Source organism: Klebsiella sp. PCX (assembly GCF_021869705.1).
Classification (GTDB): domain Bacteria; phylum Pseudomonadota; class Gammaproteobacteria; order Enterobacterales; family Enterobacteriaceae; genus Klebsiella; species Klebsiella quasipneumoniae.
The window spans coordinates 4,548,816-4,573,770 of sequence record NZ_CP091527.1; the positions used below are offsets into that span (position 1 = coordinate 4,548,816).

At 56.9% G+C, this 24,955-nt stretch carries 25 protein-coding genes, 1 other RNA gene and 1 pseudogene; 17 read left to right on the forward strand and 10 right to left on the reverse strand.

Translation table 11 applies throughout. The features are described from left to right. Positions 1 to 289 precede the first annotated feature (289 nt). On the forward strand, positions 290 to 754 hold the full coding sequence (locus tag GQR96_RS21720; protein ID WP_043520971.1) for an OB-fold putative lipoprotein: 465 nt from the start codon (positions 290 to 292) through the stop codon (positions 752 to 754). Between the two features lie 225 nt (positions 755 to 979). On the opposite strand, the gene rnpB is transcribed toward GQR96_RS21720, so the two are convergent. The 4 genes and pseudogenes from rnpB to garL all read right to left on the reverse strand — a co-directional run bounded on the left by rnpB (position 980) and on the right by garL (position 3,299). Next, positions 980 to 1,362: RNase P RNA component class A (gene rnpB / locus GQR96_RS21725), an RNA gene on the reverse strand. Between the two features lie 32 nt (positions 1,363 to 1,394). Continuing rightward, positions 1,395 to 1,539 (reverse strand): annotated as a pseudogene (locus GQR96_RS21730) (glycerate 2-kinase); the annotation flags it as partial. Positions 1,540 to 1,611: 72 nt separating this feature from the next. Beyond that, positions 1,612 to 2,502, reverse strand: coding sequence for a 2-hydroxy-3-oxopropionate reductase (gene garR, locus GQR96_RS21735; protein WP_004206137.1), 891 nt, complete (start codon positions 2,500 to 2,502; stop codon positions 1,612 to 1,614). A 26-nt stretch (positions 2,503 to 2,528) separates the two neighbouring features. Continuing rightward, positions 2,529 to 3,299 (reverse strand): 2-dehydro-3-deoxyglucarate aldolase, encoded by a 771-nt coding sequence (gene garL / locus GQR96_RS21740; protein ID WP_065903883.1) that lies wholly within the window; start codon positions 3,297 to 3,299, stop codon positions 2,529 to 2,531. 564 nt (positions 3,300 to 3,863) lie between these two features. Between garL and garD the strand changes: the two genes are divergently transcribed. Next, positions 3,864 to 5,435, forward strand: coding sequence for a galactarate dehydratase (garD, locus tag GQR96_RS21745; RefSeq protein ID WP_065903881.1), 1,572 nt, complete (start codon positions 3,864 to 3,866; stop codon positions 5,433 to 5,435). A 54-nt stretch (positions 5,436 to 5,489) separates the two neighbouring features. Here the strand turns inward: garD and GQR96_RS21750 are convergent, their stop codons facing one another. Together GQR96_RS21750 and GQR96_RS21755 are read right to left on the reverse strand one after the other, a co-directional pair. Continuing rightward, positions 5,490 to 6,440, reverse strand: a complete 951-nt coding sequence (locus GQR96_RS21750; RefSeq protein ID WP_004206140.1) for a sugar kinase — start codon at positions 6,438 to 6,440, stop codon at positions 5,490 to 5,492. Then, complete coding sequence (locus GQR96_RS21755) at positions 6,440 to 7,243, reverse strand: DeoR/GlpR family DNA-binding transcription regulator (RefSeq protein ID WP_072140524.1); 804 nt, start codon at positions 7,241 to 7,243, stop codon at positions 6,440 to 6,442. The genes GQR96_RS21750 and GQR96_RS21755 overlap by 1 nt, the downstream gene beginning before the upstream one ends. A gap of 350 nt (positions 7,244 to 7,593) precedes the next feature. On the opposite strand from GQR96_RS21755, the gene GQR96_RS21760 reads away from it, so the two are divergent. From GQR96_RS21760 to GQR96_RS21805, 10 genes are all read left to right on the forward strand, one after another. Further along, positions 7,594 to 8,448 (forward strand): tagatose bisphosphate family class II aldolase, encoded by an 855-nt coding sequence (locus tag GQR96_RS21760; RefSeq protein ID WP_004206142.1) that lies wholly within the window; start codon positions 7,594 to 7,596, stop codon positions 8,446 to 8,448. 24 nt (positions 8,449 to 8,472) lie between these two features. After that, positions 8,473 to 9,387: a 1-phosphofructokinase gene (gene pfkB, locus GQR96_RS21765; RefSeq protein WP_004206143.1), complete on the forward strand. Its 915-nt coding sequence runs from the start codon at positions 8,473 to 8,475 to the stop codon at positions 9,385 to 9,387. Positions 9,388 to 9,397: 10 nt separating this feature from the next. Beyond that, on the forward strand, positions 9,398 to 10,810 hold the full coding sequence (locus GQR96_RS21770) for a PTS fructose transporter subunit IIC (RefSeq protein ID WP_004206144.1): 1,413 nt from the start codon (positions 9,398 to 9,400) through the stop codon (positions 10,808 to 10,810). 10 nt (positions 10,811 to 10,820) lie between these two features. Then, entirely contained in the window at positions 10,821 to 11,636 is an 816-nt protein-coding gene (locus GQR96_RS21775; protein ID WP_032456650.1) for an HPr family phosphocarrier protein, read from the forward strand. 176 nt (positions 11,637 to 11,812) lie between these two features. Then, the gene (gatZ, locus tag GQR96_RS21780) at positions 11,813 to 13,084 is read left to right on the forward strand and encodes a tagatose-bisphosphate aldolase subunit GatZ (protein ID WP_057212872.1); all 1,272 of its coding nucleotides are present in this window, start codon (positions 11,813 to 11,815) and stop codon (positions 13,082 to 13,084) included. Positions 13,085 to 13,098: 14 nt separating this feature from the next. Then, on the forward strand, positions 13,099 to 13,566 hold the full coding sequence (gatA, locus tag GQR96_RS21785) for a PTS galactitol transporter subunit IIA (RefSeq protein WP_004206149.1): 468 nt from the start codon (positions 13,099 to 13,101) through the stop codon (positions 13,564 to 13,566). A gap of 26 nt (positions 13,567 to 13,592) precedes the next feature. Further along, positions 13,593 to 13,877 carry a PTS galactitol transporter subunit IIB gene (gene gatB / locus GQR96_RS21790; RefSeq protein ID WP_002918119.1) on the forward strand — a complete coding sequence of 95 codons (285 nt, stop codon included), beginning with the start codon at positions 13,593 to 13,595 and terminating at the stop codon, positions 13,875 to 13,877. Positions 13,878 to 13,882: 5 nt separating this feature from the next. Next, positions 13,883 to 15,265, forward strand: coding sequence for a galactitol-specific PTS transporter subunit IIC (locus GQR96_RS21795; RefSeq protein ID WP_004206150.1), 1,383 nt, complete (start codon positions 13,883 to 13,885; stop codon positions 15,263 to 15,265). A 49-nt stretch (positions 15,266 to 15,314) separates the two neighbouring features. Continuing rightward, a complete protein-coding gene (gatD, locus tag GQR96_RS21800; RefSeq protein ID WP_065903873.1) occupies positions 15,315 to 16,358 on the forward strand; it encodes a galactitol-1-phosphate 5-dehydrogenase in 1,044 nt (347 codons plus the stop codon). 110 nt (positions 16,359 to 16,468) lie between these two features. After that, positions 16,469 to 17,242 (forward strand): DeoR/GlpR family DNA-binding transcription regulator, encoded by a 774-nt coding sequence (locus tag GQR96_RS21805; protein ID WP_004206153.1) that lies wholly within the window; start codon positions 16,469 to 16,471, stop codon positions 17,240 to 17,242. A 149-nt stretch (positions 17,243 to 17,391) separates the two neighbouring features. On the opposite strand, the gene rsmI is transcribed toward GQR96_RS21805, so the two are convergent. Next, entirely contained in the window at positions 17,392 to 18,255 is an 864-nt protein-coding gene (rsmI, locus tag GQR96_RS21810; RefSeq protein ID WP_069734286.1) for a 16S rRNA (cytidine(1402)-2'-O)-methyltransferase, read from the reverse strand. A gap of 63 nt (positions 18,256 to 18,318) precedes the next feature. Between rsmI and GQR96_RS21815 the strand changes: the two genes are divergently transcribed. Genes GQR96_RS21815 through dolP form a run of 4 tightly spaced genes read left to right on the forward strand, consistent with a single transcriptional unit; the run spans position 18,319 to position 21,972 of the window. Further along, complete coding sequence (locus GQR96_RS21815; protein WP_053809929.1) at positions 18,319 to 20,427, forward strand: penicillin-binding protein activator; 2,109 nt, start codon at positions 18,319 to 18,321, stop codon at positions 20,425 to 20,427. Next, positions 20,385 to 20,771 (forward strand): YraN family protein, encoded by a 387-nt coding sequence (locus GQR96_RS21820; protein ID WP_004206155.1) that lies wholly within the window; start codon positions 20,385 to 20,387, stop codon positions 20,769 to 20,771. The genes GQR96_RS21815 and GQR96_RS21820 overlap by 43 nt, the downstream gene beginning before the upstream one ends. Positions 20,772 to 20,796: 25 nt before the next feature. Further along, complete coding sequence (gene diaA, locus GQR96_RS21825) at positions 20,797 to 21,387, forward strand: DnaA initiator-associating protein DiaA (RefSeq protein ID WP_002918211.1); 591 nt, start codon at positions 20,797 to 20,799, stop codon at positions 21,385 to 21,387. A 9-nt stretch (positions 21,388 to 21,396) separates the two neighbouring features. Next, positions 21,397 to 21,972, forward strand: a complete 576-nt coding sequence (gene dolP / locus GQR96_RS21830) for a division/outer membrane stress-associated lipid-binding lipoprotein (protein WP_002918214.1) — start codon at positions 21,397 to 21,399, stop codon at positions 21,970 to 21,972. Positions 21,973 to 22,093: 121 nt separating this feature from the next. Here the strand turns inward: dolP and GQR96_RS21835 are convergent, their stop codons facing one another. After that, positions 22,094 to 23,134, reverse strand: coding sequence for a permease (locus GQR96_RS21835; RefSeq protein ID WP_004206156.1), 1,041 nt, complete (start codon positions 23,132 to 23,134; stop codon positions 22,094 to 22,096). 75 nt (positions 23,135 to 23,209) lie between these two features. Further along, a complete protein-coding gene (locus GQR96_RS21840) occupies positions 23,210 to 23,857 on the reverse strand; it encodes an NAD(P)H-binding protein (RefSeq protein WP_004206158.1) in 648 nt (215 codons plus the stop codon). A 128-nt stretch (positions 23,858 to 23,985) separates the two neighbouring features. Here GQR96_RS21840 and GQR96_RS21845 point away from each other — a divergent pair, with 128 nt between their 5' ends. Next, complete coding sequence (locus GQR96_RS21845; protein WP_004206160.1) at positions 23,986 to 24,522, forward strand: type 1 glutamine amidotransferase domain-containing protein; 537 nt, start codon at positions 23,986 to 23,988, stop codon at positions 24,520 to 24,522. On the opposite strand, the gene GQR96_RS21850 is transcribed toward GQR96_RS21845, so the two are convergent. Further along, entirely contained in the window at positions 24,484 to 24,927 is a 444-nt protein-coding gene (locus GQR96_RS21850) for a YhbP family protein (protein WP_065903871.1), read from the reverse strand. The two genes, GQR96_RS21845 and GQR96_RS21850, sit on opposite strands and share 39 nt — an antisense overlap. Positions 24,928 to 24,955 lie beyond the last annotated feature (28 nt).

Below are 24,955 nucleotides of genomic sequence, written 5' to 3' on the forward strand. Positions count from 1 at the left end.
AGAAATAGCGGTTTATTATTTTACAGCCGGGAGTGAATAATTGTAAAAAATAATACCTAAAGATTATTTTCATTCGTGATAAGAATAAAAACACCAAACACATTGATTACATGAATGAGGTCACTATGTTAATTCGTACACTCCATACAACAACATTAACTCATTACTTTCAATTAAAGAAGCAGATCAAATAGTTGACAGTGGTGACTTTTTCTTTAATTTAATCAGCGCACATCACGTTATCCAGTGAATCAGGGATATCATAAAAAAAATAAATAGGGAGATAGGTATGTTATTACGCTTTCGTGTATTACCGTTGGTATTTTTCATATTGTTGTTAAGCGGCTGCGGCCTGGCCTCTAAAGCCTTTTATTCCGCAGGCGATAAATTATTTCAGCCGGGAGATGACGCCGTCGCTTCGATGCAAACGTATTCCGTCGCGCAGTTTCTGCAGCCGTTTACTCTCAATCCGGCGAAGGCCAGCAGCGATTATCTGGGTAAATGGGTTAAAGTGCGCGGCGTGATTGTCGACATTCGCAGAATGAGCGGCATCGCCGGCAGCTACTATTTTATCGTGACCATGCGCGATGAGCAGAATAAAACGGATAAACGTCTGACCTTTAATTTTGGATCGCATAACAGCGCAGACGTCGAGTCTTTAAGCAACGGCAGCATCGCCACGATTATCGGCCAGGTTCATCAGGTGCAAGATTCTACGGTACCGACGCTACAGAATCCTAAGGTGGTTAAATAACGCTAGCTGACCGCTACGCCGCGCGTTTTTGGTATAGCGTCGTGGACAGTCATTCATTCGCGTCACGGATTCAGATAGCAAAAACCCCGCCGAAGCGGGGTTTTGACATAAAGAGGTGAAACTGACCGGTAAGCCGCGTGCTTTTGGTATAGCGTCGTGGACAGTCATTCATCCTGCGTCCGGTATTCAGATAGCAAAAACCCCGCCGAAGCGGGGTTTTCTAAGGAGTGAAACTGACCGATAAGCCGGGTTCTGTCGTGGACAGTCATTCATCTAGGCCAGCAATCGCTCACTGGCTCAAGCAGCCTACCCGGGTTCAGTACGGGCCGTACCTTATGAACCCCTATTTGGCCTTGCTCCGGGTGGAGTTTACCGTGCCACGGACTGTTACCAGCCGCGCGGTGCGCTCTTACCGCACCCTTTCACCCTTACCTGATCCCGCTTGCGCGGGCCATCGGCGGTTTGCTCTCTGTTGCACTGGTCGTGGGCTGTGACACCCCCCAGGCGTTACCTGGCACCTTGCCCTATGGAGCCCGGACTTTCCTCCCCTCCGCCCGTCTCCCCCCGAAGGGGGACGACGACGAAGCGGCGACTGTCTGGTCAGCTTCGGCGCGCAGTATAGTGGGTTTACCGCCCGTTGTCATCCTTCTGTCGTCATCCCGACCAGCAGGGTGGCGACGATATTGCGCGATGCATGATAAATATTATCAAACGCGCCGCGAAACGCCGCTTCCTGCGTCGCAACTGAGGTTAACACGCGGAAACGGCATCAATACCGCGTCCATGCTAGCCCCGCCGTGGCAGTCTGGCACTGTTGCACCAGGCATAACCACCAGGCCGCGCAGGGGCTCTTCTTGTTAGCGAGTCACTTCCACTTTCGCCAGCTTTTCGTAGTAGCATGCCAGCGCGCTATGGTCAGCGGTGCCCAGACCGTCCGCACGCAGCGCCTGCATCATCTCCATTACCGCCGCCGTCAGCGGCAGCTGAGCGCCCACGCCATGGGAGGTATCCAGCGCATTGGCCAGATCTTTAATATGCAGATCGATCCGGAAGCCCGGCTTGAAGTTACGATCCATCACCATCGGCGCTTTGGCATCCAGCACGGTACTCCCCGCCAGACCGCCGCGGATCGCCTGATAAACCAGATCCGGATTGACGCCGGCTTTGGTGGCCAGGGTCAGCGCTTCGGACATGGCAGCGATGTTCAGGGCGACGATCACCTGATTGGCCAGTTTGGTCACATTGCCCGCGCCAATGTCGCCGGTATGCACCACGGAGCCGGCCATCGCTTTCATCAGATCGTAATATTTGTCGAAGATCGCCTTGTCGCCGCCGACCATCACCGACAGGGTGCCGTCGATCGCTTTTGGTTCGCCGCCGCTTACCGGCGCGTCCAGCATATCAATACCTTTGGCCTTCAGCGCTTCGCTAATTTCCCGGCTGGCCAGCGGCGCAATAGAGCTCATGTCGATCACCACGGTGCCCGGTTTCGCGCCTTCAATAATGCCGTTTTCCCCCAGCGCCACCTCTTTGACATGCGGCGAGTTCGGCAGCATGGTGATGATCACATCGCACTGCTCGGCAATCGCCTTCGGCGTGGCCGCGGTCTCTGCGCCCGCGGCGATCACGTCGGCAATCGCTTCCGGATTACGGTCAGACACCACCAGCGAGTAACCCGCCTTCAGCAAATTTTTGCTCATCGGCTTGCCCATAATGCCAAGACCGATAAAACCCACTTTGATTGTCATATTGTTCTCTCTCTTCATCCTGGTGATTATTTTTTAAAGGCATCAGCAAGTTTCTGGGTTGCGGAACGGAAGACCCCCAGATCGCTGCCGACGGCGACAAAAGTGGCGCCCCACTCCAGGTAGCGCCGCGCATCGGCCTCCACCGGCGCCAGAATGCCGCTTGGCTTACCGTACTTCTTCGCGCTGGCGAAGATATGCTGGATGGCGCGCTGCACCTCAGGATGGGCGGCATTGCCCAGATGACCTAACGCGGCGGCCAGGTCGCTCGGGCCGACGAACAGGCCATCGACACCTTCGGTCGCGGCAATCGCCTCGACGTTGTCCACCCCGGTTTGGCTCTCAATCTGTACCAGAATGGAAATGTTTTTATTGGACTGGGCGAAGTAGTCCGGCACGGTGCCGAACATATTGCCGCGATGGGAAACGGAGACTCCGCGGATCCCTTCCGGCGGGTAGCGAGTAGAAGCCACCGCCTGCGCCGCCTGTTCCGCTGTCTCGACAAATGGCACCAGGAAGTTATAGAAGCCGATATCCAGCATGCGCTTAATGATGATGGGCTCGTTGGTCGGCACGCGCACCACCTGAGCGCTGGAGCTGCCTTTCAGCGCCATAAGCTGTGGGATAAGCGTGGTGACGTCGTTCGGCGCATGTTCCGCGTCCAGTACCAGCCAGTCGAAACCCGCCAGACCCAACACCTCGGTGCTGATCGGATTGGCCAGCGCGCACCAGCAGCCAATCTGCACCTGATGAGCCGCCAGCGCGGCCTTAAATTTGTTCGGGAAAATTGCGTTATCCATGATTTTTACCTTGCGTTAATCGTTGCTAACTTCTGCAATTCATTCGTTATATCACCAGTCCGGCGAGAGAGCCCCATTAGGCTGGAAAAGCGTATCGCCTGACCCCAAATATTATCCGCAGAATAAACCAGCGAATGGGTGTCCTTTTTTATTTCCTGCCCTTGAGTCCGGAAAATGTAAGCCCATCGCAAATTAACCATCTTTTAATATTCGTTAGGTGACTGCTAAATTATTAACCCGCGATTAAAAGGCAAACCATGCGCATATCGGACGTCACAAAAACACGACTCAGTATAGTCAGCTCCCACTCGCCAGACACTATGCATAAACACAATATAAACACATTTTTTAAAGCCTTAGTTGGGCAATCGCCTTAAGCTATGGGCGCTAATCCACACTTCTTACGATTCCCCACCCTCCGCGCGCGTCCATGGCGACAAGGAGTGATTCAGATCACATCTTCACGCCGACACACCTGACATGCTTTATTTCATTATTCTGCTTAACAGCGCCAGAATTACCATTTAATGATATTTTTAGCACCTGTTTGGAGATAACTGGACAATGGCTGATATTTCAATTCGACAACAATCGCCTACCGCGTTTTATATAAAAGTTGACCCGACAGATAATGTGGCGATTATTGTCAACGATCGGGGATTAACCGCCGGAACGCGTTTCCCGGACGGCCTGACGCTCATCGAGCACATTCCACAGGGTCATAAAGTCGCCCTGGTGGATATCCCAGCCCACGGTGAAATTATCCGTTACGGAGAAGTCATTGGCTTGGCAATGCGCGACATCCCCAAAGGAAGCTGGATTGACGAGTCGTTAGTGGAGCTGCCCACCGCCCCGCCGTTGAACACCCTGCCGCTGGCCACCAAAGTGCCGGCCCCGCTGCCGCCGCTGGAAGGCTATACCTTCGCAGGCTACCGCAATGCCGATGGCAGCGTGGGCACCAAAAATCTGCTGGGTATCACCACCAGCGTGCACTGCGTTGCGGGCGTGGTCGATTACGTGGTGAAACTCATTGAACGCGACCTGCTGCCGAAATATCCCAACGTCGACGGCGTGGTGGGTCTGAATCACCTCTATGGCTGCGGCGTAGCGATTAATGCGCCAGCGGCGGTGGTACCAATACGCACCATCCACAATATCGCCCTTAACCCGAACTTCGGCGGCGAAGTGATGGTCATTGGCCTTGGCTGTGAAAAGCTGCAGCCCGAGCGGCTGCTGCAGGGGACGGAAGATGTCAAAAGCATCCCGGTGGACAGCGCCAGTATCGTCAGCCTGCAGGATGAAAAGCACGTGGGCTTTAAATCGATGGTCGATGACATTCTGCAGGTCGCCGAGCGCCATCTGGCGAAACTCAACCAGCGTCAGCGGGAAACCTGCCCGGCTTCTGAACTGGTGGTGGGTATGCAGTGCGGCGGCAGCGACGCTTTCTCCGGCGTGACCGCCAACCCGGCGGTGGGTTACGCTTCCGATCTGCTGGTGCGCTGCGGCGCGACGGTGATGTTCTCAGAGGTGACCGAAGTCCGCGACGCTATCCATCTGCTGACGCCGCGGGCGATCAACGAAGAGGTGGGTAAACGCCTGCTGGAAGAGATGGCCTGGTACGATAACTATCTCGATATGGGCAAAACCGACCGCAGCGCCAACCCTTCACCCGGTAACAAGAAAGGCGGGCTGGCCAACGTGGTGGAAAAAGCGCTGGGGTCGATTGCCAAATCAGGAAAAAGCGCCATCGTTGAGGTGCTTTCCCCCGGGCAGCGCCCGACCAAACGTGGCCTGATTTACGCCGCCACCCCCGCCAGCGATTTTGTCTGCGGCACCCAGCAGGTGGCCTCTGGCATCACGGTGCAGGTGTTCACCACCGGCCGCGGCACGCCTTACGGACTGATGGCGGTACCGGTGATAAAAATGGCGACTCGCACCGAGCTGGCTAACCGCTGGTATGACTTAATGGACATTAACGCCGGCACCATCGCCACCGGCGAAGAGACGATTGAGGAGGTGGGGCTGAAGCTGTTCGAATTTATTCTCGACGTCGCCAGCGGACGCAAGAAAACCTTCTCCGATCAATGGGGTCTGCATAACCAACTGGCGGTGTTTAACCCGGCGCCGGTGACCTGATCGCGACACTGGCAGCCCACTCCCCTTCAGCCCGGATTTATCCGGGCTTGTTGATTAAGCGTGCTGTGCGGCAAGAAAAGCGCTGATCTGCGCCTGCGTCGAGGTACCTTCCATCGGTCCACGCTGGCTAATCGCCAGCGAGCCGCTGGCATTTGCCCATCTCAGCGCCTCCTGCGGCGTGGCGCCATTGAGGAACAGGCTGACAAAGGTGGCGCCAAAGCAGTCCCCGGCGCCTGTCGGATCCACCACTGGCACGTTGAAGCCGGCGACATGGTGTGTCTCGTTGGCGCTAAAGTAGCTGGCGCCACGCGGCCCGCGTTTAATCACCACATGCTTCACGCCGCGTTTCAGTAGCTTATCAACCAGGACCTGCTCATTGCGCTCCGGATTGAGGCCAAAGTAATCCAGCTCGCCGTCGCTCGGCAGGAAGATATCGGTGTAGTCGAGGATATATTCAAAAGCCTGCGACATCTCCGGGATGTTAAGCATCTCTTTGCGAATATTGGGGTCGAACGACACCGTCCCGTTGCGGCCTTTTATATTTTCAATCGCTTTACGCATCGCATCGATAATACGGAACGAGAACAACGACGATCCCATAATGTGAAAATGCTGACACCGGTTGAGCAGCGCCTCATCAATGTGGTCGGCGGTCAGTAAACCGCAGGCGCTATTGGGCATGTTAAAAATAAAATCGCGCTGCGCCTGACTACGATAGCTGACGAAGGCGCTACCGGTGGTCGCTTTCTGCAGCATGGCGATACCGTTGACGTTAACGCCGTCTTTCTCCAGCCGCGCAATGTTCATCTCACCAAAGGCGTCGCTGCCCACGCAGCTAAACAGCACGGAACCAAAACCCAGCTTAGCTACCTGATCGGCAAAGATTGCCGGCGCCCCGCTCGGATAGGGCCCCCAAAATTCACCGGGGCGGGAAAAACCCTGATTCTCTTCCTTGGCGAGAAACTCCACCAGCAGCTCGCCGATGGTGCAAATGGTTACGTTCATCACCGCTCCTGGTTTGTCTTATGCAAAGCCGTGTTGAGCCATGTCAGGCATTCATTGTTGGTATAGCTGTTGGTCAAACCCGCAGCGAGGAAGCAGGCATGGTACTCTGCCGCGACCACCTGCGGGGTCACGACGCTGCTGATCTGTTGCAATTCACCCACAGCATAACGTTTCTCGCCATAGACTGGTCGGGACGCGACAATCGCAATGACTCGTTTACTCTGGGCGACAGCCTCGTTTAGTAAATGTGCTGTGACCTCGTTACGCACGCTCAGCGTGCCGTCTTCGGCAATATGATCCACCGCTATCAGGGCACGTGAAGGGCGGTAATGGCCTAACGCCTTCAGCGCCAGATCGCCCTCCACAATCCGCCCCTGGCCTGACAGCACCCCGCCAAGCAGAACGGTTTCCCCATTTAAAAACTCCTGCGCCAGCGCGACATGGCCCAGATCGTTTAACAGCAGGCAAAGCTCTTCTCTGTTGGCCAGAAAGGGGATCACTTTGCGCAAAATAGAACCCTGACCTAAAAACAGCGTTTCGCCATCTTCTATCTGCGCCGCCACCTGGCGAGCCATTTCCGTCTCCAGCGCTTTATCCCTGACGGCCGGTGCTTCCCGGGTCACCGCAACCGGCGCGCCAGCCTGGGCAGTGTAAATCGCCCCGCCGAAGGAGCGTTTCAAGTAGCCCTGCTGCTCGAGGTAGTTGAGATCGTTACGGATTGTCACCCCGGAAACAGCCAGCATTTCGGCCAGATCGTCGACTTTGATCTCGCCGTTCTTACGAACGATCTCTGCGATGTCCAAGCGCCTTTTCAGCAGGCTGGTTGACGGTTTTGCCACGGTTTATGCCTTATTATTTTCTCCTGGAATAACTTTCATTTTTAAATTTCCCTGGTGCAATGTCAAACAGCGGCTGTATACCCACTCCGCCATAAATAAAATAATCAATAATAATCATATAGTTAAAAAAGCACACCTTCCCGGCGAAAACTTTAAAAAAGAAACATTAAAAATATTATTAACTTTCATTTTAAAAATCAATTCATCATTGTGTGCGGTTGATCACACCTAAAAGCCGAGACGATCGGTACATTACTTTCAAATTGAAGGTTATTAGACACAAATAACTTACAACTTGAAAATAGAGGACTAAAATGTACATCATTTCCAGTAAAAACATGCTGTTGAAAGCTCAACGACAGGGTTATGCCGTGCCGGCTTTCAATATCCATAACCTCGAAACTATGCAGGTCGTCGTTGAAACGGCAGCTGAGCTACACTCCCCCCTGATCCTTGCCGGCACGCCCGGTACCTATAGCTATGCCGGCACCGGCAACGTGGTGGCGATCGCCCGCGATCTGGCGAAAAAGTGGGATCTCCCGCTCGCTCTGCACCTCGATCATCATGAGGATCTGGCTGATATCACACGCAAAGTCCAGGCAGGGATCCGCTCGGTCATGATCGATGGCTCTCACTCGCCGTTCGAAGAGAACGTGGCGCTGGTAAAAAGCGTAGTGGAGTTGAGCCACCGCTATGATGCCAGCGTAGAAGCCGAGCTGGGCCGTCTGGGCGGGGTAGAAGACGATCTGGTGGTCGATGCAAAAGATGCGCTCTATACCAACCCCGAACAGGCCCGCGAATTTGTCGCTCGTACCGGTATTGATTCGCTGGCCGTTGCCATCGGTACCGCGCATGGCCTTTACACCGCCGAACCGAAGCTTGATTTTGAGCGCCTGGCGGCTATTCGCGACCGCGTTGACGTTCCGCTGGTCCTGCATGGCGCTTCCGGCCTGCCGGATAGTGATATTCGCCGCGCCATTTCTCTGGGCGTCTGCAAAGTCAACGTCGCCACCGAACTAAAAATTGCTTTCTCGGATGCACTGAAAGCCTACTTCCTGGAAAATCCGGGCGCCAACGATCCTCGCCACTATATGAAACCGGCGAAAGCGGCAATGAAAGAGGTCGTTCGCAAAGTGATTCACGTTTGTGGCTGCGAAGGACAACTGTAATCAGCGAATCGAAGGAGCCTTGTCGTGATCCACACCCTGACACTGAATACCGCGATTGATATGAATATCTTTTGCGATCCGCTCCAGCCGGCGGCAGTCAACCGCACCCGGCAGACGGAATATTGCCCGAATGGTAAAGGGGTTAACGTCTCGCTGGTATTACATCATTACCAGCAGCCAACCCATGTTATGGGCATATTCGGCGGTTTTACCGGCCGCTATATCGTTGAGGAACTACGCAAACAGCATATTAACGTCACGCCGGCATGGGTCGCTGAACCCACCCGTATTAATATCTTTATTAACGACGGCAGCGATGAATACAAACTGGTAAATCCCGGCGCGCGGATTGACGATGAAGGAAAAGAACAAATTCTTCATCATTTACAGTGCGTCGCGCCTGGTGATTATTTAGTTATCAGCGGCAGTCTGCCACCGGGAATAGAGAGCCGGTTTTATAGCGAGATTCTAGTGCTGTGTCAGCAAAAAGGGTGTGAAGTCATCTTAGATATCAGCCACCCGGTGCTGCGCCAGCTGTTAGAGTGGCGTCCGCTATTGATTAAGCCCAATGACGACGAGCTGAAAGAGATCTTTGGTCTGGATGTCAGCAACCCACGGCGGGTACGCGAAGCAATGCAAACGCTCCACCAGCTCGGGGCCCGTAACGTGCTGCTGACCCTTGGCGCGCAAGGACTCTACTTTTCGAATGGCGAGCAGCTGTGGTTCTGCTCGGCCCCGAAAATCGAGCTGGTCAGCTCGGCCTGCGCTGGCGATGCCGCGCTGGGCGCGTTCCTCAGCCAATGGCTTAACACAGACGATATTCCCCAGGCGCTGGCGCTGGCCAGCGCCACCGGCGCCGATGTTGCCGCCTCCGCCGGGCTTGGCAAATTAAACCGTACGCAAGAATTATTACAACAACTTCAGATCGTCCAATTATAAAGGTCCGATTATGAAAAAAATTATTGCCGTTACCGGCTGCCCTACAGGTATTGCTCATACATTTATGGCTGAAGAGGCCTTAAAAACCGCAGCGAAAAAATTAAACGTTGAAATAAAAGTCGAAACCAATGGCGCTTCCGGCGTAGAAAATGCCATTACGCCGGAAGACCTGAAGGATATTTATGGCGTAATTATCGCTGCCGATAAAGATGTTAATGCCGAACGTTTTAATGGCTTACCCGTTATCGAGGTGCCGGTTAAAGAAGCCATTCACCATCCGGCGGAATTAATTAATAAAGTCGTTAACGGTCAGGCGCAGCGTCGCCAGGGACTCTCCGCGACGACGGATCCCGCCGAGAAATATGAGCGAGAATCCTTCGGCCGACAGATTTACAAACATCTGATGAGCGGCGTTTCCAACATGCTGCCGTTCGTTGTCGCCGGCGGGATCTTAATCGCCGTTTCTTTCCTGTGGGGCATCTACTCCGCCGATCCGAATTCACCGCAGTATAACGTGATTGCCGCCACCCTGATGAAAGTCGGTCAGCAGGCGTTCTCGATCATGGTGCCGGTGTTTACCGCCTACATTGCCTGGTCGATATCTGGCCGCCCGGGTATGGTTGCCGGTTTTGTCGGCGGCCTGCTGGCGAACGCCACCGGCGCCGGGTTCCTCGGTGGGATCATCGCCGGTTTTGCAGCTGGGTATTTTATGCTGCTGATCCGTCATCTGCTCGACGGTCTGCCGCGGCAGTACGAAGGGCTGAAGTCGATCTTCATTATGCCGCTGATCGGCGTCCTGGTGATTGGCGTGATGATGGTCCTGCTCGGCCAGCCGGTGGCAGCGATCAACAATGGCATGATGAACTGGCTCAGTTCTCTGCAGGAAGCCAACCCCATCCTGCTGGGGATCGTGGTCGGCGCAATGTGTTCCTTCGATTTCGGCGGGCCGGTCAACAAAGCGGCCTATGTCACCGGTACGCTGCTGCTGGGGCAAGGTAACTATTTCTTTATGGCCGGTGTGTCTGCCGCCTGCATTACGCCGCCGCTGGTCATCGCCCTGGCGACCACGTTCTTTCCGAAAGGCTTTAGCGAGGAAGAACGCGCCGCCGGGATGGTCAACTATATCCTCGGCTGCACGCACATTACCGAAGGTGCAATTCCCTTCGCCGCCAAGGATCCACTGCGGGTGATCCCGATGATGATGATCGCCTCCTCAATTTCTGCGGTACTCAGCTACAGCTTGCATATTCAGGTTCCGGCACCGCACGGCGGCTTCTTAATCCTGCCGCTGGTCAGCAAACCGTTGATGTGGGTGCTGTGCATTCTCGCCGGTTCCGCCTGCGGCGCACTTATGCTGGGATGCTGGCGGCTGTGGCAAAAACGCACTGACAAAGCGACAGCTCTTGCTGGCGCCATGAAATAAGGAGCACGCTATGCAACTGACTTCTGCCGATATTTGTTTCGATCGTCAGGTCAAAACGAAAGACGAGGCGCTACAGCGTGTCGTTGCAGCCCTGACTCAGGCCGGACATACGCAAGCAGCCTATCTGCAAGGCATGCGCGAGCGCGAGGAGCAAATCAGCACCTATCTGGGCAACGGCATCGCCATTCCCCACGGTACGCCGCACAGTCGCGACGCAGTGCTCAAAACGGGCGTTAAGGTGCTGGCTTGTCCGCAGGGGATTGACTGGGGTGAGGAGCAAACCGCCTATCTGATTGTCGGTATTGCGGCTCAGGACAATGAGCATCTCGATATTTTGCGCCAGCTCACCCATGCCCTGGGCGACGATCGGGTGCCTGAGGCGCTGACGCGCGCCGATACCCCTCAGGCGGTGCTGGAAATTCTCGCTGGCGATATCCCTCTGCCGGCAGGCGAAGAACCGCAACCCGCGCCGCATTTTGACGAAGAGGCCACCTTTACCCTGCGCAATCCGCACGGTCTTCATGCCCGCCCCAGCGCGGTGCTGGTGAAAGCCGTCAAGCAGTGGCGATCGCAAATCCAGGTCGAAAACCTGGATACGCGCTCCGCGATTGTTGATGCCAAAAATCTGATGCGCGTCGTATCGCTGGGTGCCAAACAGGGTCATCGTCTGCACTTTATGGCCAGCGGCAACGATGCGCAGCAGGCGTTAAAAGCCATTGGCGACGCTTTTAACGCCGGTCTCGGCGAAATTGCCGCCCAGCCGCAGCAGGTCTCTCAGGAAACCGTCAAAACGAAACGCAGCTGGCTCTCCCGACTATTTAGTTAATTTTCAATCAATTAAAAACGCCCTGCCTTCCTGGTCAGGGCGTTTTTGTCTCGAAAGACGACACCTTTCACTGCGTTACATCACTATTTATCGATACAGATCACAATTCAAAACAAAGCCATTTGCGACCAAAACAAAACATAACGAATATATTCGAAAGAAAACGGAGGTTGTAAATGAAAGAAATTATCTCTCGCCACAAGTCCGGCGAACATATCGGCATCTGTTCAGTGTGTTCAGCGCATCCGCTGGTTATCGAAGCGGCGTTACGTTTCGATCTGCCGACCAACAACAAGGTGCTGATCGAAGCGACGTCCAACCAGGTAAATCAGTTTGGTGGCTACACCGGCATGCAGCCGGCCGATTTCCGCGACTTCGTCTACAACATCGCGCGTACCGTCGGTTTCCCGGCTGAGCGCATTATTCTTGGCGGCGATCATCTCGGGCCGAACTGCTGGCAAGATGAACCAGCAGCCGTGGCGATGGAAAAATCAATCGACCTGATCAAGGCCTACGTCGCCGCCGGCTTTAGCAAAATCCATCTTGATGCGTCAATGTCCTGTGCTGACGATCCGGTGCCGTTGGATCCTGGTGTGGTTGCTGAGCGCGCCGCCCGCCTGTGTCAGGCTGCCGAAGAGACCGCCAGCGCTGAGCAAAAGCGCCACCTGACCTACGTCATCGGAACCGAAGTTCCGGTTCCCGGCGGTGAGGCCAGCACCATCGGCAGCGTACATGTCACCCGGGCGCAGGATGCCGCCGCGACGCTCGAAACCCATGAAGCCGCCTTCCGCAAGCTGGGCCTCGACGCCGCGCTGGAACGCGTGATCGCCATCGTCGTGCAGCCAGGCGTGGAGTTTGACCATACGCAAATCATTCATTACCAGCCGCAGGAAGCGAAAGCGCTTTCCGCCTGGATCGAAAGCACCCCGATGGTCTACGAAGCGCACTCCACCGACTACCAAACCCGCCAGGCTTATCGTGCGCTGGTCCGCGACCACTTCGCCATTCTGAAAGTCGGCCCGGCGCTCACCTTTGCCCTGCGTGAAGCCATCTTTGCCCTCGCCCAAATGGAAAATGAGCTGATCGCCCCGGAGTCTCGCAGCCGCGTGATGGAGGTGATCGACGAAGTGATGCTTAACGAGCCGGGCTACTGGAAAAAATACTATCGCCCCACCTGGAGCCAGGCGATGGTCGATATCCACTTCAGCCTTTCCGACCGTATCCGTTATTACTGGCCGCATCCGCGTATTCGCCAGAGCGTTGAGAAACTTATCGCTAATCTGACCGACGCTAAGCTGCCGCTGGGGCTTATCAGCCAGTATATGCCGGTGCAGTTTGAACGACTGTCGCTGAATGAACTGAACGCCGAGCCGCACGCGCTGATCCTCGACAAAATCCAGGATGTCCTGCGTGCCTATCGCTACGGCTGTTCTTCTGAAACCGCCTGAAGTTAAGAGGATATATGAGTCAACTGTTTGTTCGTACCGGCATTCATTTCAGTTCCAGCCAACAGGCACTGGAACACATTGGCGCAGAGATGCTGGCGCGAGGCGTCGTACATGACAGCTATCCCGCCGCCCTGCTCGAACGCGAAGCGACTTTTCCCACCGGCATCGCCCTGGAACAACACGCTGTCGCTATCCCGCACTGCGAAGCGGTTCACGCGAAATCGCCGGCCATTTACCTGATACGTCCGGACATGCCGGTCCCTTTTCAGCGCGCTGACGACGACGGCGAAATCGATGTTTCGCTCATCATCGCGCTGATTGTTGAAAACCCGGCGGCACAGCTGAAGCTGCTGCGCCGGTTATTTAGTGAGCTACAAAATCCGCACACGCTGGAGGCACTGCTCGCCGCTTCCGACGATCAGCTACCGGTGCGGTTCCAGCAATTTATCCTTGAGCCCGAGCTTAACGCCGTGGCTTCATAAGATACTGATAATAAAAGGGGTACCCTATGAAACGTAAAGTTATCGTCGCCTGTGGCGGTGCCGTCGCCACCTCCACGATGGCGGCTGAAGAGATTAAAGAGCTATGTGCAGACCACAATATTGAACTGGATTTGGTGCAGTGCCGGGTCAATGAAATCGAAACCTACATGGACGGGGCGGATCTTATCTGCACCACCGCACGCGTGGAGCGAACCTTCGGCGACATTCCGGTGGTGCACGGCATGCCGTTCGTTTCGGGCGTCGGCATTGAAGCCTTACAACAGAAAATCCTCGGCATCCTCGCGGAGTAAACGCCATGTTTAGCGAAATCATGCGTTATATCCTCGATCTTGGTCCGACGGTGATGCTGCCGATCGTGATCATTATCTTCTCCAAATTACTGGGGATGAAGCTCGGGGATTGTTTTAAATCTGGTCTGCATATCGGGATCGGTTTCGTCGGTATCGGGCTGGTCATTGGCCTGATGCTCGACTCCATCGGCCCGGCGGCAAAGGCGATGGCGGAGCATTTCCAGATTAATCTTCATGTGATCGATATCGGTTGGCCGGGTTCATCACCGATGACCTGGGCGTCGCAAATCGCCCTGGTGGCAATCCCGGTGGCCATCGTGGTCAATATCGTGATGCTGGTTACCCGTATGACCCGCGTGGTGAACGTCGATATCTGGAACATCTGGCATATGACCTTTACCGGCGCGATGCTGCACATCGCTACCGGGTCGTACTGGATAGGTATTCTCGGCGTGGTGGTGCATGCCGCCTTTGTGTATAAGCTGGGCGACTGGTTTGCCAAAGATACCCGCGATTTCTTCGGCCTTGAGGGTATTGCGATACCCCACGGTAGTTCGGCGTATTTAGGGCCGGTTGCTGTCCTCGTGGATACCATCATCGACAAGATCCCCGGCCTTAACCGCATTCACTTTAGCGCCGATGACATTCAGAAACGCTTCGGTCCCTTCGGTGAACCGGTTACCGTTGGCTTCGTCATGGGGCTGGTGATTGGCGCGCTGGCGGGTTACGACCTGAAGGGCATTCTTCAGCTGGCGGTGAAAACCGCAGCGGTGATGCTGCTGATGCCACGGGTGATCAAGCCGATTATGGATGGCCTTACGCCGATAGCCAAACAGGCGCGTAAGCGTCTGCAGGCCAAATTTGGCGGCCAGGAGTTCCTGATTGGTCTCGACCCGGCGCTGCTGCTCGGCCATACCTCGGTGGTCTCGGCCAGCCTGATCTTCATCCCGCTGACCATTCTTATCGCCGTCGTGGTTCCTGGCAACCAGGTTCTGCCGTTTGGCGACCTGGCCACCATCGGCTTCTTCGTGGCAATGGCAGTGGCGGTACATCAGGGTAACCTGTTCCGCACGTTGATTTCCGGGGTCATCATTATGGGTATCACCCTGTGGATCGCCACCCAGACGATTGGCCTGCACACCCAGCTGGCGGCAAACGCCGGGGCCCTGAAAGCCGGCGGCATGGTGGCCTCAATGGACCAGGGTGGTTCGCCGATTACCTGGCTGCTGATCCAGCTCTTTACCTGGCAAAATGTGGTTGGCTTCGCGGTCATCGGTATCATTTATCTGGCCGGCGTTTTACTAACCTGGCGTCGCGCTCGCGGCTTCATCGCGGCGGAAAAAGCAGAAAAAAGCGCTGCCCCGCAACAAAGTACAGGCATGTCTTGATCTAAAAGGGGAGCGTTCGCTCCCCTCAATCTTATAGCTGGAGAATGTTATGAAATCAGTGGTAATCCATGCTGAGGGGAACGTCTGCGTTGAAGAACGCCCTATCCCTAAGCTGCAAACGGAAAACGATGTCCTGGTCAAAGTAGTCAGTTCCGGATTATGCGGCTCTGATATCCCGCGCATTTTCGCCAAAGGCGCGCATTACTACCCTATTACGCTGGGACACGAATTCAGCGGCTATGTGGAATCCTACGGCGCGGCGGTAACCGACCTGCAGCCCGGCGATGCCGTCGCCTGCGTGCCGCTGCTGCCCTGCTTCCAGTGCCCGCAGTGCCAGCGCGAGTATTTCTCTTTATGTAAACAGTATCAGTTCGTCGGCTCACGCAGCGAAGGCGGCAACGCCGAATATGTGGTGGTAAAGCGCGCCAACCTGTTCCGCCTGCCGGACCAGATGCCAATTGATGACGGCGCGTTTATCGAACCGATAACCGTCGGCCTGCACGCTTTCCATCTGGCGCAGGGCTGCGAAGGTAAAAACGTGATTATTATCGGTGCCGGCACCATTGGCCTGCTGGCGCTGCAGTGCGCCCGCGAACTGGGCGCCAACAGCGTCACGGCGATCGATATCAATCCGCAGAAACTGGAACTGGCCAAAACCCTTGGCGCAACCCGTGTGTTCAACAGCCGCGAGATGAGCGGCCAGGCGATTCAGCAGGCGCTGGAAGCCATTCAGTTCGACCAGTTAGTCCTCGAGACCGCCGGTACGCCGCAGACCGTCGCATTAGCGATTGAAGCCGCCGGGCCGCGGGCGCAGCTGGCGCTGGTCGGCACGCTCCATCACGATTTAACCCTCCCGGCCGCCACCTTCGGGCAGATCCTGCGCAAGGAGTTGAATATTGTCGGTAGCTGGATGAACTACTCTGGCCCGTGGCCAGGAGAAGAGTGGCAAACGGCCACCCGCCTGCTGACAGAAAAACGCCTGCAGCTGGCGCCGCTGATCGCCCACCGCGGTGACGCGGAGAGCTTTGCGCGTGAAGTGCAGGCGCTCAACGGCGCGCCGATGCAGGGCAAAATCCTGCTCAAACTCTCCTGACCGCCCGAGCCAGCCCTCGGCGCTGGCTCATCAAACCTTTCGAAAATTATCGTTCAACTTTCGTTACCCTTCGATTACACTGAGATGAGTTAATTATCAGGCAAATCAAGATGAACTCATTTGAACGAAGGAACAAAATCGTCGATATGGTGAATACGCAGGGTAGCGTATTGGTTCTAGACCTTTCGAATCTCTTTGGCATCTCTGAGGTAACGATTCGCGCCGATCTCCGCTTACTGGAAGAGAAAGGGCTGTTAACCCGTTTTCACGGCGGCGCCGCCCGTGCGGGCAGCGACCTGACCGACGCCGAAAATCAGGAAGTGGTACTGGAAGATCGTTATCAGCTTGCCAGCGATCCCAAAAAGCGCATCGCCCAGGCCGCCGCGGCAATGATCCGTGAAGGTATGACGGTGATCCTCGATAGCGGCAGCACAACCCTGCTGATTGCCGAGGCGCTGGTGCGGATGACCAATATCACCGTGATCACCAACAGCCTGCCCGCCGCGTTTACCCTGGCGGAAAATAAAGACATCACCCTGGTGGTATGCGGCGGTACCGTGCGGCACAAAACGCATTCGATGCACGGCACAATTGCCGAACGTTCGCTGCAGGGAATTTGCGCCGATTTGATGTTTGTCGGCGCCGACGGTATCGACGCCACCAACGGTATCACCACCTTTAACGAAGGTTACTCCATCAGCAGCGTGATGGCCGCCGCCGCGCATCAGGTGATCGCCGTGCTCGACGCCAGCAAATTCAATCGCCGGGGCTTTAACCAGGTACTGCCGATGGAAAAAATAGACTGCGTGATCACCGACGACGGCATTAGCGAAAATGACCGTGCAGCGTTAAGCAGCAAAAAGGTGGAACTGAAGATAGTGTGATTGCGCTTAGCGGTGCGAAAACTCAGCATTGGTATCGCAAGTGAATCTGCACTTTTCTTCCGACATTTCTTCCGACATGTAGGAGGACGCTCAAGCAGCTCTTCACTATCTGAAGGGCTGCTTGCCAGACTTCAATTGGGTCTACAGGATCACTCCCCCTGCTGCTCCAGGGCATACTTATACAACGCATTTTTCTTCACGCCGTGGATTTCCGCGGCCAGCGCGGCGGCTTTCTTCAGCGGCAGTTCCGCCTGCAGCAGCGCCAGGGTACGCAGCGCGGCCGCCGGCAGCGCCTCTTTCTGCGCCTTAAAGCCTTCGACGATCAGCACCATCTCGCCTTTGCGACGGTTTTCGTCTTCCTTGACCCACGCCACCAGCTCGCCAATCGGCGCGCCGTGGATCGATTCCCAGGTTTTGGTCAGCTCGCGGGCCAGCACCACATAGCGAGATTCTCCCAGTACCGCGCAGATATCTTCCAGACTCTCCACCAGCCGGTGGGTCGACTCATAGAAGATAAGGGTGCGCGGCTCTTCTTCCAGCGCTTTAAGGGTATCGCGACGGCCTTTCGATTTCGCCGGCAGGAAGCCTTCATAACAGAAACGGTCGGAAGGCAGGCCAGCGGCGCTCAGGGCGGCGATAGCCGCACAAGGACCCGGCAGCGGCACGACGCGGATATTGGCTTCGCGGCAGGTACGCACCAGATGATAGCCTGGGTCGTTAATCAGCGGCGTGCCCGCATCGGAGACCAGCGCGATGTTTTGCCCTTCTTTCAGTTTAGCGAGAAGTGTTTCCGCCTTTTGCTGCTCGTTATGGTCGTGAAGCGCAAATAAACGGGCGTTAATCGCAAAATGTTGCAGCAGCAAACCGGTGTGGCGGGTATCCTCCGCAGCAATTAAATCAACGGCTTGCAACACTTCCAGTGCGCGCTGCGTGATATCAGACAGATTTCCTATCGGAGTGGGCACAATATAGAGCTGCCCCTGAGAATTATCCGCTGATTCGTGTTGTTTCATTGTCTCGTCCGTATTGCCGATTTAATATTGAGCATTGAGCCAAAAAAATATCACTGGACACTTATGGTACCGTCAACATTTCTTCGTTCTAAGCCCGCGCGCTGTCTGCCCGTATTGCTGGCGACTCTTCTTTTTGCTGGCTGCGGCACCCACACGCAGGATCAAAGCACGGCGTTTATGCAGGGTACGTCGCAGGCCAACTCCAGTTTCTACTTGCAGCAGATGCAGCAAAGCACGAATGATAGCAAGACCAACTGGCAATTACTCGCCATTCGTGCACTGCTGCAGGAAGGAAAGCAGCAGCAGGCCATCGACCTGTTTAACCAGCTGCCGTCAAACCTGGACAGCACCCAGGCCCGTGAACAGTCACTGCTGGCAATAGAAGTAAAGCTGGCGCAGAACGACTATCAGGGGGCCCGTACTCTGCTGGCTAAGCTTGACCCGGCAAGCCTGGAGCAGCCTCAGCAGGCGCGCTACTGGCAGGCGCAAATCGATGCCAGCCAGGGCAAACCCTCGGTGACTCTGCTGCGCGCCTTAATCGCCCAGCAGCCGCTGCTGAGCGATGCCAAACAGCGCCAGCAAAATATTGACGCGACCTGGCAAGCGCTGACTGCGATGACCCAGGATCAGGCCAATGCGCTGGTGATCAATGCCGATGAAAACACCCTCCAGGGCTGGCTGGATCTGCAGCGGATGTGGTTTGACAACCGCAACGATCCCACGCTGCTGAAAGCCGGCGTCAAAGACTGGCAGACGCGCTACCCGCAAAACCCTGGCGCCAAAATGCTGCCAACGGCGCTGGTGAACATGCAAAACTATAAGCCCGCCTCCATCAACAAGATTGCGCTTTTCCTGCCGCTGAACGGCCAGGCCTCGATCTTCGGCCGCACCATCCAGCAGGGCTTCGAAGCCGCCAAAAACGGTGCGCCGTCGGTGACGGGCAGCGCGGTTCCCGCTCAGGTCGCTCAGGCGGCGAACACGTCCGGTAACGATGACGTGGTAAGCCCGTCGCAGGCGGAAATTAGCGATCTGACGGCTGCCGGAAGTCGCGCTGAACCGGTGCAGGCCCCGGCGCAAACTCAGGCAACGCCAGCGGCGGAGCCGGCGGCTCAGGCGCCGGCAGCGACCACCACGCCGCAGACCACCGCGTCCCCGGTCACCCAGCCGGTCACCGCCCCGGCCGCACAGCCGCAGCCAGTGGTCGCCACCGCCGCCAATCCCTCTGCGGAACTGAAAATTTACGATACCACCAGCCAGCCGATCGGCCAGCTCCTTGCCCAGGCTCAGCAGGACGGCGCCACCCTGGTCGTCGGGCCGCTGCTGAAAGAGAATGTCGAAGATGTTCTCAAGAGCAATACGCCGCTCAACGTGCTGGCGCTCAACCAGCCGGAGAAGGTCGAAGGCCGCGCTAATATCTGCTATTTCGCGCTGTCACCGGAAGACGAAGCGCGTGACGCCGCCCGACACATCCATCAACAGGGTAAACAGACGCCGTTGTTGCTGGTTCCGCGCGGCGCGCTGGGCGATCGTGTGGTCAACGCGTTTGCCGACGAGTGGCTGAAGCTGGGCGGCGCCAGCGTCCTGCAGCAGCGTTTTGGCTCCACGGCGGAGCTGCGCGCCGGCGTTAACGGCGGAGGGGGCATTGCGCTGAGCGGCACCCCGGTCTCCACCCTGCCATCAGCGCAGAACAGCGTCCTCGGCACAGCGGATGAAATGCCGGTTAGCAGCGGCGGCAGCGTCGACGCGGCCTATATCCTCGCCACCCCGGAACAGATTGGCTATATCAAACCCATGATCGCGATGCGCAACGGCAGCCAGAGCAATGTCACCCTGTACGCCAGTTCGCGCAGCGCACAGGGCACCGCAGGTCCGGATTTCCGTCTGGAGATGGAAGGCCTGCAGTATAGCGAAATCCCGATGCTGGCTGGCAGCAACCCGGCGTTGATGCAGCAGGCGCTGTCTGCGGTGCGCAATGACTACTCGCTGGCGCGTCTGTATGCGATGGGCGCTGACGCCTGGTCGCTGGCAAACCACTTCACGCAAATGCGCCAGACGCCGGGCTTCGAGCTGAACGGGAATACCGGCGATCTGACGGCGACTCAGGACTGCGTGATTACCAGGAAACTGTCATGGCTCAAATACCAGCAGGGACAAATCGTCCCGGCCAGCTAAGCAAACAGACCGGCGATGCATGGGAAAACCGTGCTCGCCGCTGGCTGGAAAGCCAGGGCCTGCGTTTTATTGCCGCCAACGCTCGCGAGCGTGGCGGCGAAATTGACCTCATTATGCGCGACGGCGCCGTCACCGTCTTTGTCGAGGTGCGCTATCGCCGCAGCGCTCTGTACGGTGACGCGGCGGCCAGCGTCACCCCGCAAAAACAGCAACGCCTGCTTAAAGCCGCCCGTTTGTGGCTCTGCCGACAGAATGGGAGCTTTGAGACTGTGGATTGCCGTTTCGATGTGGTAGCCTTCACCGGAAACGACATCCAATGGCTAAAAAACGCCTTTGGCGAATAGCGTAATACCAGAAGTAAGGGATCCCGTGCTCGACAGAATCAAAGCCTGCTTTACCGAAAGCATTCAAACCCAAATTGCCGCAGCAGAAGCACTCCCGGACGCCATCTCCCGGGCGGCGATGACGCTCGTGCAGTCCCTGCTCAACGGCAACAAAATCCTCTGTTGTGGTAATGGCACTTCCGCCGCCAACGCACAGCATTTTGCTGCCAGCATGATTAATCGTTTTGAAACGGAACGCCCTGGTTTACCCGCCATTGCACTAAACACCGATAATGTGGTCTTAACTGCCATCGCTAACGATCGCCTGCATGACGAGATTTACGCCAAGCAGGTGCGCGCCCTGGGACACGCTGGCGATGTGCTGCTGGCAATCTCCACGCGCGGTAACAGTCGGGACATCGTCAAGGCGGTGGAAGCCGCCGTGACCCGCGACATGACCATCGTCGCGTTAACCGGCTATGACGGCGGTGAGCTGGCGGGCCTGTTAGGTCAGCAGGATGTCGAAATCCGCATCCCCTCACACCGCAGCGCGCGTATCCAGGAGATGCATATGCTGACCGTCAACTGTCTGTGCGATTTGATAGATAACACTCTTTTTCCACACCAGGACGATTAAGGAGAACACATGAAGGCTCTCTCGCCCCTCGCCATCCTGCTTTCAGCACTACTGCTGCAGGGCTGCGTTGCCGCCGCGGTAGTCGGAACGGCAGCAGTCGGCACTAAAGCCGCAACGGACCCGCGTACGGTGGGAACCCAGGTCGATGACAGCACCCTGGAACTGCGCGTCAATAGCGCCTTGTCGAAAGATGAACAGATTAAGAAACAGGCCCGCATCAACGTTACCGCTTATCAGGGCAAAGTCCTGCTGACCGGTCAGTCGCCGACGCCGGATCTCTCTGCCCGCGCCAAGCAAATCGCCATGGGTGTGGAAGGAACCACGGAAGTGTTTAACGAAGTGCGCCAGGGCCAGCCGATTGGTTTAGGCACCGCCTCTTCTGATACCTGGATTACCACCAAGGTGCGTTCGCAGCTGCTGAGCACCGATCAGGTCAAATCATCGAACGTGAAGGTGACCACGGAAAACAGCGAAGTCTTCCTGATGGGACTGGTGACCGACCGTGAAGGCCGCGCGGCGGCGGATATCGCCAGCCGGGTGAGCGGTGTGTCCCGGGTGACCACCGCCTTTACCTACATTAAATAAAGCTGCAATTTCCCGGCTGGCGCTACGCTTAGCCGGGCCACCGCCCCCTGTCCGTTGTGTGCCGGGTAAGGCGTAGCCGCCGCCCGACACTCCATCCGGCTATCCGTACGTTTACGGCAAACTACACCAGCGCCAGCGCTCCAACAATCGCACCGCACAGCGCCACCAGCCCGCCAGTCAGCCACAGCGCTTTGGCCGGAAAGGCTTTGCGCAGCATAATCAACGATGGCACGCTCACTGCCGGCAACGTAATCAGCAGCGCCAGCGCCGGCGCAACGCCCATCCCCGCCAGCATCATCGTCTGGACAATCGGAATTTCCGCCGCGGTAGGGATCACAAACAGACAGCCGGCAATCGCCATCGCGATGACCCAGAACAAGGTATTATCCACCACGCCATCGGCGTGCGGGAACAGCCAGACGCGCGCCGCCCCCAGCACCAGTACCGCGAGGATATAAACCGGGATGGTGTTCCAGAACAGCGTCCACAGCGCCCGCAGCCAGCGGCTAAAGAAGCCGCCCTGGGCCGCTTTCGCTTGCGCTTCAGGCACCACGGCAGGCTGCGTCGCCGCCTCTTTTACCCATTTCTGCACCAGCGTCGCGACAATCAACACCGTCGCCAGGCCCGCCACCAGGCGAACCAACGCAAACTGCCAGCCCAGCACGAAGCCCATAAACACCAACGTCGCCGGGTTGAGCAGCGGGTTGCCCATCCAGAACGCCAGCGCCCCGCCCATCGACACCTGCTGTTTGCGCATCCCGGCCGCGACCGGCGCGGCGCAGCAGGTGCACATCATGCCTGGCAGCGAGAAAATCGTCCCCAGCAGCGTCCCCTGAAAACGCGATTGTCCCAGGGTGCGCAGCAGCCAGTCGCGCGGGATCAGCACCTGGATCAGCGACCCGAGCAGCACACCGAGCACCGCCGCTTTCCAGACGGCAAGGAAGTAAACCACCGCGTAGTCCCACGCCGCCTTCAGCGGGTTAGCGTCGGCCTGGGCGAGAATGGATTTACCGATACTGTGGGTTTCCGCAGCGGTGAAGGCTTTCCCGTAGTATGGCTGCCATTTGACGAACCACAGGCCGACAATCACGACGAGAAAGAAAAGCGCGGGCTTCCACCATTGAAATGGTGACGCCGCCTGAGATGAAGACTGACCAGCCATAGCATTCCCCAGCAAGAAATGTGGATATGAATTGAAGCCGTGAATACTACGCCGGAAGCCTGCGTTTGCAAACCGCTATTCCGCCTGCCGCGCGGCACGCTCCCGCAGCTCGGACGATGAGAGAATTTGCACCCCTTCGTGAGTAGGCGACAGCGCCTCCGCCAGCAGGGCAATCGCCACGTCGCGGGCCGCAATGGATTTCCAGTTCCCCGGTAAGAGTCGGAACAGCGGTTCGAGGAAGGTCTCATTGGCCCGCTTTTTTTCCCGCTCGCCTGAGAGCATCGACGGCCGGGCAATGGTCAGCCGCGGCCAACCCTGCTCGATCAGCGCCGCCTCCATTTCCCCCTTCACCCGATTGTAGAAAAACGGCGAGTGGGCGTTGGCGCCCATCGCGCTGACCACCAGCATATGTTGCGCACCCAGCCGTTTGCCGGTCAGCGCGGTATCAACCACCAGCGTGTAGTCAGCATGGACAAAGGCCTCTTTGCTCCCGGCCTCCCGGCGCGTCGTTCCCAGACAGCAGAAAACGATATCCACCGGGTCAACCACCTGCGCCAGGGCATCGGTCAACTGGGGATCGTGCGGATTAAAAACCCCTTCCGCCGGCGCCAGTGGGCGACGCGTCGGGGCGGCGATGGCGCTGATGCTCGGCTCATTCTGCAGCAGCCGAAGTAAGTGACCGCCAACTAACCCGGTCGCGCCGGTCAATAATACCTGACTCATTGATTCTCCTTTACAGAATTCTCCGCCTTGCACTTTCGGGCTCATGTTCCAGGCTTAATACCTTACAAGGTAAGTATCCACCATCCTCATGGAATTACCTCATTGACCATCCAGATAGCGGAGGAAACATGAGTAAAAAGATAGCCGTGCTCATTACCGACGACTTTGAAGATTCTGAATTTACCTCTCCCGCCGAGGCGTTTAAGCTCGCCGGGCATCAGGTCGTGACCATCGAAAAGCAGGCTGGCAAGACGGTGAAGGGTAAACAGGGAGAAGCAGAGGTCGCCATCGATCGGGCCATTGATGACGTCACACCGGGTGAATTTGATGCCTTGTTGCTGCCCGGGGGCTATTCCCCTGACCAGCTGCGCGGGGATGAACGCTTTGTCACCTTTACCCGCGATTTTGTCAACGGCGGGAAGCCGGTCTTCGCCATCTGCCACGGCCCGCAGCTGCTGATCAGCGCCGATGTGATCCGCGGGCGTAAGCTCACGGCGGTAAAACCGATCGTGGTGGATGTGAAAAACGCGGGGGGCGAGTTCTACGACCAGGAGGTGGTGGTCGATAACGAACAGCTGGTCACCAGCAGAACGCCGGACGATCTGCCGGCCTTCAATCGCGAAGCGCTACGCCTGCTCGGCGCCGGCATCGCGCCGCCAGTGTAGCTTTTTCCCGAACCCCAGCGTGTTGTCGGTAAACTTGATTTCGTCCGGACGAATCTCCCAAACCGGCGCCGACAACATGCGGGCCACCGGGAAGCGCTTGACGTAGCGCTGACGCATACGCGCCTCTTCGTCGCCGCGCAGTCGGCGGATCTCGCCCTGGAACTGCACGCCGCGGATCAGGGCCACGGTTTTTGGCTGGCCGTTGACCGTGCCGGCCACCTTTGCCCGCTCGCCGGTCATCTGGCCGTGGCGGGTGTGCTCATCGCTGAGCACGTAAAAGGCCACGCTATCCGGGTCATAGACGTAAAAGGCGTTCGCACACCACAGCTCGTCGTCGTGGGAGACGCACCAGGTGACGACGTGCTGTTTACTCAGCCAGCGGCCAATGGCGGCAAGCGTATCCATCTTTCTTCTCCATTATGCTATGGTGCCT

Excerpts from the sequence above, each read along its gene's own strand:
- GQR96_RS21835 (WP_004206156.1), bottom strand. The coding sequence starts at position 23,134 with ATGGCTGGTCAGTCTTCATCTCAGGCGGCGTCACCATTTCAATGGTGG.
- dolP (WP_002918214.1), top strand. The coding sequence starts at position 21,397 with ATGAAGGCTCTCTCGCCCCTCGCCATCCTGCTTTCAGCACTACTGCTG.
- GQR96_RS21760 (WP_004206142.1), top strand. The coding sequence starts at position 7,594 with ATGTACATCATTTCCAGTAAAAACATGCTGTTGAAAGCTCAACGACAG.
- GQR96_RS21770 (WP_004206144.1), top strand. The coding sequence starts at position 9,398 with ATGAAAAAAATTATTGCCGTTACCGGCTGCCCTACAGGTATTGCTCAT.
- GQR96_RS21750 (WP_004206140.1), bottom strand. The coding sequence starts at position 6,440 with ATGAACGTAACCATTTGCACCATCGGCGAGCTGCTGGTGGAGTTTCTC.
- GQR96_RS21720 (WP_043520971.1), top strand. The coding sequence starts at position 290 with ATGTTATTACGCTTTCGTGTATTACCGTTGGTATTTTTCATATTGTTG.
- gatA (WP_004206149.1), top strand. The coding sequence starts at position 13,099 with ATGAGTCAACTGTTTGTTCGTACCGGCATTCATTTCAGTTCCAGCCAA.
- garD (WP_065903881.1), top strand. The coding sequence starts at position 3,864 with ATGGCTGATATTTCAATTCGACAACAATCGCCTACCGCGTTTTATATA.
- GQR96_RS21795 (WP_004206150.1), top strand. The coding sequence starts at position 13,883 with ATGTTTAGCGAAATCATGCGTTATATCCTCGATCTTGGTCCGACGGTG.
- garL (WP_065903883.1), bottom strand. The coding sequence starts at position 3,299 with ATGGATAACGCAATTTTCCCGAACAAATTTAAGGCCGCGCTGGCGGCT.
- GQR96_RS21815 (WP_053809929.1), top strand. The coding sequence starts at position 18,319 with ATGGTACCGTCAACATTTCTTCGTTCTAAGCCCGCGCGCTGTCTGCCC.
- GQR96_RS21805 (WP_004206153.1), top strand. The coding sequence starts at position 16,469 with ATGAACTCATTTGAACGAAGGAACAAAATCGTCGATATGGTGAATACG.
- garR (WP_004206137.1), bottom strand. The coding sequence starts at position 2,502 with ATGACAATCAAAGTGGGTTTTATCGGTCTTGGCATTATGGGCAAGCCG.
- GQR96_RS21775 (WP_032456650.1), top strand. The coding sequence starts at position 10,821 with ATGCAACTGACTTCTGCCGATATTTGTTTCGATCGTCAGGTCAAAACG.
- gatZ (WP_057212872.1), top strand. The coding sequence starts at position 11,813 with ATGAAAGAAATTATCTCTCGCCACAAGTCCGGCGAACATATCGGCATC.
- rsmI (WP_069734286.1), bottom strand. The coding sequence starts at position 18,255 with ATGAAACAACACGAATCAGCGGATAATTCTCAGGGGCAGCTCTATATT.
- GQR96_RS21840 (WP_004206158.1), bottom strand. The coding sequence starts at position 23,857 with ATGAGTCAGGTATTATTGACCGGCGCGACCGGGTTAGTTGGCGGTCAC.
- gatD (WP_065903873.1), top strand. The coding sequence starts at position 15,315 with ATGAAATCAGTGGTAATCCATGCTGAGGGGAACGTCTGCGTTGAAGAA.
- gatB (WP_002918119.1), top strand. The coding sequence starts at position 13,593 with ATGAAACGTAAAGTTATCGTCGCCTGTGGCGGTGCCGTCGCCACCTCC.
- GQR96_RS21820 (WP_004206155.1), top strand. The coding sequence starts at position 20,385 with ATGGCTCAAATACCAGCAGGGACAAATCGTCCCGGCCAGCTAAGCAAA.
- GQR96_RS21850 (WP_065903871.1), bottom strand. The coding sequence starts at position 24,927 with ATGGATACGCTTGCCGCCATTGGCCGCTGGCTGAGTAAACAGCACGTC.
- GQR96_RS21845 (WP_004206160.1), top strand. The coding sequence starts at position 23,986 with ATGAGTAAAAAGATAGCCGTGCTCATTACCGACGACTTTGAAGATTCT.